Origin of the sequence: Hoeflea sp., from assembly GCF_039975035.1 — a bacterium.
Classification (GTDB): Bacteria; Pseudomonadota; Alphaproteobacteria; order Rhizobiales; family Rhizobiaceae; genus Hoeflea.
Genome location: NZ_JBDWHW010000178.1, coordinates 1 through 7,783 on the forward strand (window position 1 = coordinate 1; position 7,783 = coordinate 7,783).

Annotated in this window: 6 protein-coding genes and 1 pseudogene; 1 reads left to right on the top strand and 6 read right to left on the bottom strand. The window is 59.8% G+C overall.

All coding sequences use genetic code 11. From position 1 onward, the window contains the following. Positions 1 to 298: 298 nt before the first annotated feature. The 6 genes from ABJN75_RS16000 to ABJN75_RS16025 form a co-directional block, all read right to left on the bottom strand. Positions 299 to 937, bottom strand: a complete 639-nt coding sequence (locus ABJN75_RS16000) for a hypothetical protein (RefSeq protein ID WP_348440574.1) — start codon at positions 935 to 937, stop codon at positions 299 to 301. A gap of 98 nt (positions 938 to 1,035) precedes the next feature. Next, positions 1,036 to 2,325: an amidohydrolase family protein gene (locus ABJN75_RS16005; protein WP_348440575.1), complete on the bottom strand. Its 1,290-nt coding sequence runs from the start codon at positions 2,323 to 2,325 to the stop codon at positions 1,036 to 1,038. Then, the gene (locus tag ABJN75_RS16010; RefSeq protein WP_348440576.1) at positions 2,322 to 3,266 is read right to left on the bottom strand and encodes an ABC transporter permease; all 945 of its coding nucleotides are present in this window, start codon (positions 3,264 to 3,266) and stop codon (positions 2,322 to 2,324) included. The genes ABJN75_RS16005 and ABJN75_RS16010 overlap by 4 nt, the downstream gene beginning before the upstream one ends. Position 3,267: 1 nt before the next feature. Further along, a complete protein-coding gene (locus ABJN75_RS16015) occupies positions 3,268 to 4,317 on the bottom strand; it encodes an ABC transporter permease (protein WP_348440577.1) in 1,050 nt (349 codons plus the stop codon). After that, on the bottom strand, positions 4,307 to 5,857 hold the full coding sequence (locus tag ABJN75_RS16020; protein ID WP_348440578.1) for an ABC transporter ATP-binding protein: 1,551 nt from the start codon (positions 5,855 to 5,857) through the stop codon (positions 4,307 to 4,309). The genes ABJN75_RS16015 and ABJN75_RS16020 overlap by 11 nt, the downstream gene beginning before the upstream one ends. Then, on the bottom strand, positions 5,857 to 6,885 hold the full coding sequence (locus tag ABJN75_RS16025; RefSeq protein ID WP_348440579.1) for a BMP family protein: 1,029 nt from the start codon (positions 6,883 to 6,885) through the stop codon (positions 5,857 to 5,859). Before ABJN75_RS16025 ends, ABJN75_RS16020 begins: the two co-directional genes overlap by 1 nt. 362 nt (positions 6,886 to 7,247) lie before the next feature. Here ABJN75_RS16025 and ABJN75_RS16030 point away from each other — a divergent pair. Further along, positions 7,248 to 7,783, top strand: a pseudogene (locus ABJN75_RS16030) (hypothetical protein); the annotation flags it as partial.

Here is a 7,783-nt window from a genome sequence, read left to right on the forward strand (position 1 = left end):
TTTCCACGCAAATGCGGCTCAAGTCGCTGCCATACATCATCCGTCACCACAAAGCGCTGCTCGTTCATTCAAACCTCCGTTTGGAAGCTTTGAATCAGAAATCAGAACCGATGGGAATCCCGAATGTCCACAGGCCCTAATGCATGTCGCGCAATAGTGTGCAGAGGTTTTGCAACAACGACATGCAAAAACAAAGAACTGACGCGCGTCACCTGAATTCGTTTGAACGCGACGCGTGTTAGCCTCGGTCGAACGCGCGGCAATCAAGCGCGTTTCGGTTCTACGGCAATAACAGGCGTCAGTGACTGCCTGCCGCCGGCGCGGCAAGGTCGCCCGCGGAGGCCGTCACCGGCTCTTCGTCAACCACATCTCCGTCACATCCCTCGACCAGTTCAATCTCGTGATTGACGGTTTCGAGTTCGGTCAGACGCATGTCGACACGGCTTCCGAAATAGTATCCGGCTTGCGTGGGCAAAGCGTCGATGTAGCGCGCCTCCCACGGCTTGGTCGTGGCCTTGGTCTTGGCCGGGAACGGGGCATACACAATCTCCGCCCCAAGTGCCTGACCCCGAAGTTCCACACGCGTTGTCGGGCCGCGATGATCGGCGACCTGGACGATGACCAGATCCGGATGCAACGTTTCGGCCAGATGACGGGCGATCCGGACACCGGTTCGCACCCGCGCCAGGGGTTCAAGGTCGTCAGTGGAGATAACCGCGATCAGGCGGTTTTCCTGGTCTCGCGTGAATTCGGATTGATAGAGTGTCTTGCAATGCCCGCCCGCATTTCCCGAGAAGCCTGGAATTAGGTTTGTCGGCGCGAACATCAGCGCGGCGGTTCCCGAAGCCCCGAGAACAAGCAGGAACCCCCCAGAGAGCACTGCAAGCTTTCGCGAAATCTTGAACGCATGAAACAAACGGCGCTTTAGAGCGGCCATACAGAATACACCTTTTACGCATAACTAAGCGGTGCAATGTAAACCAGCGCGCTTTCGTAAATGTTAATCCCGTTGGCAGGCGGATGTTCCGGTTTGTCTCAACCTGGTACCGGCACCTGGAAGCGCCGGTCGATCTCGCCTTCCCGACCCGGAATGGCGAGCCGCATCGGCGAGTGCGCGCGGTGGGCGATCACCTTGCCTCTGGCCATGACCAGAAGCCGCTGGGCCCGCAGCCGGATCGCCTCGACCGGATCGCCGGCATCGAGAACCACCAGGTCGGCCCGCTTGCCGATTTCGAGCCCGTAGTCCTCAAGCCCCATGATCGCAGCACTTTGCGTGGTGACCATCTCGTAGCAACGGCGCATATCGTCCGGGCTGGTCATCTGCGCCACGTGCAGTCCCATGAAGGCGACATCGAGCATGTCGGCGGTACCGAGCGAATACCAAGGATCAAGCACGCAATCCTGACCGAAACCGACCTTGATGCCATAGCCAAGCATCTCCGGCACTCGCGTCATGCCGCGGCGTTTGGGGTAGGTGTCGTGACGACCTTGCAGGGTGATGTTGATCAGCGGATTGGGGATTGCCGCCACTTCCGCTTCCGCCATCAATGGCAAAAGCTTGGAAACATAATAATTGTCCATCGAATGCATCGATGTCAGATGCGACCCGGCCACCCTGCCTTGCAGACCGAGCCGTTGGGTTTCGAAAGCCAGTTGCTCGATATGCCGTGACAGCGGATCATCCGTCTCGTCGCAATGCATGTCGACCATCAAGCCGCGTTGGGCCGCCATCTCGCAAAGTTCGGTAACGGATGCTCGGCCATCCGCCATGGTACGCTCGAAATGCGGAATCCCGCCCACCACATCAACACCGATATCAAGCGCCCGGATGGTGTTGTCCCGAGCGGTCGGCGAGCGATAAAGCCCGTCTTGCGGGAACGCCACCAGTTGCAGGTCGATATAGTGCGATATTTCCTGCTTCACCTCGAGCAGGGCCTCCACGGCCAGCAACCGGTCATCGCAGACATCGACGTGAGTACGGATGGCCAGAAGGCCCATCGATGCCGCCCAGTCGCAATAGCTCAGCGCCCGGCTCTTGACCGCCTCATGGGTCAGCAGAGGCTTGAGCTCCCCCCACAATCCGATCCCTTCGAGCAGCGTGCCCGACGCGTTGATCCGTGGCAGGCCATAAGACAGCGTCGCATCCATGTGAAAATGCGGGTCGACGAAGGGCGGCGAAACAAGATTGCCCGAAACATCGATTGTCTCTCCGGCCTCAGCCTCGATCCCCGGAGCGATGGCGACAATCCGTCCATCAGCGATGGCGATATCGGCGCTTGTACCATCCGGCAGCACTCCGCCCTTGAGCAGTGTATCGAAACTCATCTCTCGCCTTTCTGGTAGGGGATCATCAGCGCCTTTGGATAGGTCGCACGTCGGGCGACAATGACCAGTGCGGCAATCGACAGCACATATGGCATCATCAGGAAGATCTGGTAGGGAATGACGCCGCCGGTAATCTGCTGGAGACGAACCTGATAGGCGTCGAAGGCGGCAAACAGGATTGCTCCGATCAGCGCCTTGCCCGGCCGCCAGGAGCCGAACACAACCAGCGCGATGGCAATCCAGCCACGCCCGTTGATCATCTCGAAAAAGAACGAATTGAACGCCGACATGGTCAGGAACGCGCCGCCGACAGCCATTAGCGCCGAGCCCGCCATCACCGCGCCAACACGCACCGCCGTGACCGAAATGCCCTGCGCCTCGACCGCGGACGGGTTTTCACCCACGGCTCGCACCGCCACCCCCACCGGGGTGCGGTACAGCACGAAAGCAACTGCCGCCACACAGAAATAGGCCAGATAGGTAAGCGGCGTCTGGTTGAACAATGCCGGGCCAAGCACAGGAATGTCCGACAGCACCGGAATTAAGAAAGGCTGGAACGGCTCGATCTTGGGCGGAGAGGTCACTTCAGGCAGAAGAATGCGATAGGTGAAATAGGTCAGACTAGAGGCAAGCAGCGTGATGCCGATTCCGGTGACGTGTTGCGACAGCCCCAGCGGCACGGTAAGAAACCCGTGCAGCAGCCCGAACATCGCCCCGGTCAGCGCGGCGACGAGCACACCGGTCCACAGGTCGCCACCCATGTAGACCGTGAACCAGCCGGAAAATGCGCCGGCCACCATGATGCCCTCGATCCCGAGATTGAGCACCCCGGCGCGCTCGCAGATGAGCTCTCCCATGGTGGCAAAGATCAGCGGCGAGGCGATGCGGATCGCGGCGACCCAGAAGCTGGCGGTGAACAGAATCTCGAAGGCTTCGTTCATGTCATCTCCAGCGCAAACGATAGCGCATCAGCATGATGGCGGCGACCATGGTCAAAAGCGAGGTCGCCACCATCACCTGGGCAATATAGCTCGGCACATTGGCGCTTCGGCTCATCGCATCGGCCCCAACAAAAATGGCTGCCACGAAAATCGCTGCCGCAATCACGCCAAGCGGGTTGAGCATCGCCAGCATGGCCACGACAATTCCGGTGTAACCGTAGCCCGGCGACAGATCGAGCGTCAGATTGCCCTTGAGCCCGGCGACTTCCGAAAACCCCGCCAGCGCCGCGAGCCCACCCGACAGCAATGCCGTCTTGGCGATTACCCGGTTGACCGGAATACCCGCGAACCGCGCGGCTTCGGCATTGTGGCCGACCGCCCGCATCTCGTAACCGAGCACGGTCTTCTTCATGATCACCCAGACGACGATGGCCGAAACAATGGCCAGGACAAAGCCGAAATGCAGCCGCTTGCCCTTGATCAGCCGCGGCAACTGCGCCTCCGCGATCACCCGTTTGGATTGCGGCCAGCCCAATCCGGTGGGATCCTTGAGCGGGCCTTCCAGCAGCATCGAAACAAACAGCAAGACGATGAAATTCAACAGCAGCGTGGTCACTACCTCGTCCACGCCAAACCGGGTCTTCAGAATCGCCGGACCGAGCAGTGTCAGTGCACCTGTAAGCATGGCGGCAATCATGATCAGCGGGATCAAACCGGCGGAAGGAATCGTCACCGCACCGGTGCCAAGCACCACGGTCATCACCGCGCCGAGATAGAGTTGTGCTTCCGCGCCGATGTTCCAGAGCTTTGCCCTGAAGGCAACCGCCACCGCCAGTCCGGTGAAGATCAGCGGTGTCGCGCGTGTCAAGGTTTCAAGCAGGGCAAACTGCGATCCCGCGGCGCCTTTGAACACCAGCCAGAACACGGTGAGCGGCGACGCCCCGGCAATCATCACCAGAACCGATGAAAAGACCACCGTCGCCAGAATCGCGCCCGCCGGCCACAAGATGGTGGCGGCAGCCGAAGCCGAGGATCTCGGTTCAAGTCTCATGATCCGTCCCTTCCTCAACCCCGTGCCCGGCCATCAACTCACCCAGTTCCATGACACTGAGCTCACCGCGAAGCGAGGGCTTTGACAGCCGTCCGCGATGGATCACCAGTATCCGGTCCGACAGGGTCTGGATTTCATCGAGATCCTCGGAGATCAGCAGCACCGCCGCCCCTCTGTCGCGGGCCTCGATCAACCGTGCATGCACATAGGCCACTGCACCGACATCAAGGCCGCGGGTCGGCTGGCTGGCAAGAATGATATCCGGATCGCCATCGAGTGCCCGGCCGAGAATGAGTTTTTGCATGTTGCCGCCCGAGAGCAACCGCACACGGGCTTCGGGCGACGGACATTTGACATCATAGGCCTTGATGATGTCACCGGCGAAAGTCGCTGCTGCTGCCCAGTCAAGAAACCCCAGGCGTGAAAAACGGGGACTGCGATAGGCTTCCGAAATCACATTTTCGGAAACGCTCATGTCGCCGATCATCCCGGTGGCGTGCCGATCCTCGGGAATTCGGCCAAGCCCACGATCCAGCGCGGCGCGCGGAGACCAATGGCGGACTGCCTCGCCATGCACGACGATCTCGCCTTCCCGGTTGCCCAGTGTGCCGGCGATCAGCGCTGCCAGCGCTGCCTGGCCATTTCCGGAAATCCCTGCAAGGCCGGTTATCTCGCCTCCACGCAATTGCATCGAGACCTGCCTGAGCGCAGCACCTCCGGTCACGTCTGTCGACACGCCCTTGAGTTCGAAAAGAACAGCGCCCGGTGTCGACGGTCCGATTTCGTTGACCGGCAATTGTCCGCCGACCATCAATTCAGCCAGCTCTCGCCGGGTCGCATCCGACGTGCGGCGTTCTCCTGCAAGCTTGCCGCCACGCAGCACCACCACGCGATCAGATACCGATTGAACCTCACCAAGCTTGTGTGAAATGAAGATCACCGACAAGCCCGCGGAGACGAGCTTTTTGAGCGTGGCGAACAACGCATCGGTCTCCATCGGGGTAAGCACCGCGGTGGGCTCATCAAGGATGAGGATCCGGGCCTCGCGGTAGAGAGCCTTGAGAATCTCGACCCGCTGCCGCTCGCCCACCGAGAGTTCCGTGATTATCCTGTCCGGTTCGACATCCAGCCCGTAATCAGACGCAAGTTTACGGATTTTTGCACGCGCAGCGGCTTTGCCCAGATTGAATGACCAGAGCGGGCGCGTACCGAGGACGATGTTTTCGAGCACTGTCATCTGATCGGCAAGGGTGAAGTGCTGATGCACCATGCCGATCCCTGCAGCCAGTGCCGCGTTCGGATCGCCCGGTGGCAGGGCCGCGCCAAACGCTTCGATCTGTCCCTCATCGGCGGTATAGTGGCCAAAGAGGATGTTCATCAGTGTCGTCTTGCCCGCGCCGTTTTCGCCGAGCAACGCCACAACCTCGCCACGCCTGAGCGACAGCGAGATTGCATCATTGGCGACAAGCGGACCAAAGCGTTTGGTGATGCCCGAGAGATGGAGAACAGTCTCCGCCTCCCGGGGCGCGGTCGAGCCCATCAGCTGGACTTGGGTTCTTCGTCGTTGATGGCGACTTCGAACGAACCGTCCTTGATCGCCGCTTCACGCTCCATAACCAGTTTCATGGCGTCTTCGGGAACCTTGCCCTCGAAGGTTCCCAGCGGTGCCAGTGAACAGCCGCCTTCCTTCATGAACGAGTAGACGCCGTAATTGTCGGCCTTGAACGTGCCTGCCTTGACCATCTCGATCGCATGATCAAGCGTCGGTTCGAAATGCCACAGCGCCGAAGCCGCCACAGTGTCGGGATAATCGGCCTGGGTGTCGATCACGTTGCCGATCGCCAGCACGCCTTTTTCCTTGGCGGCATCGGACACGCCAAACCGCTCTGCATAAAGAATATCGGCGCCGCCATCGATCTGGGCGAAGGCGGTTTCCTTGGCTTTCGGCGGATCAAACCAGGAGCCGATGAAGGCGACCTGGAATTTGGCGTCGGGCGCGGTTTCCCTGACGCCGGCCATGAAGGCATGCATCAGCCGGTTCACTTCAGGGATCGGAAAGCCGCCGACCATGCCGATGTTCTTCGATTTTGACATCGCCCCGGCGATGATGCCGGACAGATAGGAAGCATCCTGGATGTAGTTGTCGAAGACAGCAAAGTTCGGTGCATCATCCTTGGGCTGGAAGCTTGACCCCATCAGATAGGCGGTTTCCGGGTAATCGATAGCCACCTGCCGTGCCGCATCCTCGACGCCAAACACTTCACCAATGATCAGGTCGTGGCCAGCTTCCGAATATTCGCGCATGACACGCTCATAATCATTGTTCGAGGTGTTTTCGGAAAAAACATATTCGATGTCGCCACGCGCCACCGCTGCGTTTGCGGCCTTGTGAATGCGGCTCACCCATTGCTGCTCGACCGGCACAGTGTAGATCGCCGCCACTTTCAGCGGACCTTCCGCACGGGCTTTGGCGAGGAATCCGGGCATCGACAGTGCCGCGGCACCCGCCGCGGTACCGGCAAGCACCTGACGCCGGCTAAAGAAATTCAGGCGGCCTGAAGAAGTCATTTTGGTCATCGCTGACGCTCCTGTTGAACAATGATGTGAACTGAACCCGTCTTGTTTTTGACCAAATGATAAAACGCCTGCGCGACCTTGGCAACAGGCGTTGAACGCCATGTGTACAAAGTCGCTTCCGCATAACCGCTCAACCGAAACGCTTTCAGGTGTTTGGTCTCGCGGCGGTGATAGGACCCGGACATCATGGTTCAACACGGTTTCGCATCATTCCAATTGGGCCACATCCGCCAGACCAGTTCGGATTTGGGTTGCACAAAGCGTCCAATCCGGCACAACGGATATACGGACGGCTTCCAAATCTTCGGTGCCGGCAATGCGGAAACTTCTCGCCCGGAAAGGACACAAGCAAGATGACCGATGGCGCCTATGACAGCCTGTTGGCCCTGAACTGCGGCTCATCCTCGATCAAGTTTGCCCTGTTCACGTCAGGGATGGTGCGAACAATGTTCGGACTGGTTGAAGCCATCGGGCATGGCCAAACGCCCAGATTGGTGCTCCCCGATGAGGCAGCCGTTGCTTTCGGGACGGAAAACCAGGACCACGCGGCCCTGCTGCCAAAATTGATTGACGAGATTATTCTGCCCCGTGGCGGTGTGATTGGCGGGGTTGGCCATCGTGTCGTCCACGGCGGTGAGCAGTTCACCGCCCCGGTTGTCATCGATGCCTCCGTCCGCTCGGCCATTGACGCCCTGGCACCGCTGGCCCCCGGGCATCAGCCGCACAACCTGGCCGGAATCGATGCGGCATTAGCCGCACTGCCCGACGTCATCCAGGTGGCATGCTTTGACACTGCTTTCCACACAAGCGTTCCGTTGGTCCGGCGCGAAATGGCGCTGCCGCGCACCTATGCCAGGCAAGGGCTGATCCGCTACGGCTTTCACGGGCT